The sequence below is a fragment of the Desulfovibrio sp. TomC genome, from assembly GCF_000801335.2.
Taxonomy (GTDB): domain Bacteria; phylum Desulfobacterota; class Desulfovibrionia; order Desulfovibrionales; family Desulfovibrionaceae; genus Solidesulfovibrio.
Genome location: NZ_JSEH01000114.1, coordinates 1 through 1,052 on the forward strand (window position 1 = coordinate 1; position 1,052 = coordinate 1,052).

A 1,052-nucleotide genomic window follows, 5' to 3' on the forward strand; every position below is an offset into this window, starting at 1 on the left:
ACTGACCATGCCACGCCGCAGTCTGTTGACGCCCGCAGAGCGGGCCACCTTGCTGGCATTCCCCACGACAAACGATGAACTGATCCGGCACTACACCTTATCCGAGACCGACCTGTCGGCGATACGTCAGCGGCGCGGCAATCACAACCGTCTCGGCTTCGCAGTGCAGTTGTGCTACCTGCGCTATCCTGGCTTTGCCCTGCCCAGTGAAGCGGGACCTCCCGCATCCCTTCTGAATATCATCGGCAGCCAGTTGTACATTGAGCCGGACATCTGGCCACAGTACGCGCAACGCCCGGAGACTAGACGCGAGCACCTGCTGGAATTGCAGGCATGGCTGAACCTGACACCATTCGCGGCCGCTGATTACCGGCACTTCGTGCAACAACTCGCCGAACTGGCCAAGCAAACCGACCGGGGCATCGTGCTCGCCGAAGCGTTGATCGATCTGCTGCGGCAGCAATGCATCATCCTGCCGGCGCTCGACGTGATCGACCGGGTATGCAGCGAAGCGCTGACGCGTGGCACGCGACAAGTCCATGAGGCGCTGACAACGCCCCTGACCGATCACCACCGTCGAGCGCTCGACGCACTGTTGGCGATTCGTGAGGGCTCCAAGGGCAGCGGATTGATCTGGCTGCGTCAGCCGCCGGGGTCACCCAAGCCCAAGCATGTGCTGGCCCACCTGGAACGGCTGCGGACCCTGCACGAACTGGGGCTGCCAGATGGGCTGGAACACGCGGTCCACCAGAACCGGCTGCTGAAGCTCGCCCGTGAGGGCGGGCAGATACACGCTGGAAGAAGCAAGAAAGCTCCCCAGGTTGACCGACGGCTCTAGGGCCGACGCCATGACCGACGAAGAACTGACCGCCAATGCGCTTTCTGATCCAGACAACCCGCCGTTGCCGGATGATTTTTTCGAAAAGGCCAAGCGCATGCGCCTTGGAAGATCTTTTGCCCGAGACGAAGGAGCGTGTTTGCATTCGCCTTGACCATGATGTTCTGGCCTGGTTTCGCAGCCAGAAAAAAAAGGGCTACCAGACGGCAATTAA

The 1,052-nt window shown here is 61.0% G+C and carries 1 protein-coding gene and 1 pseudogene; both read left to right on the forward strand.

Translation table 11 applies throughout. From position 1 onward, the window contains the following. Window positions 1-7: 7 nt before the first annotated feature. Window positions 8-796, forward strand: a pseudogene (locus tag NY78_RS21760) (DUF4158 domain-containing protein); the annotation flags it as partial. Between the two features lie 113 nt (window positions 797-909). Continuing rightward, the coding region (locus NY78_RS24395; RefSeq protein WP_231584083.1) for a BrnA antitoxin family protein at window positions 910-1,052 on the forward strand (143 nt) is incomplete at its 3' end.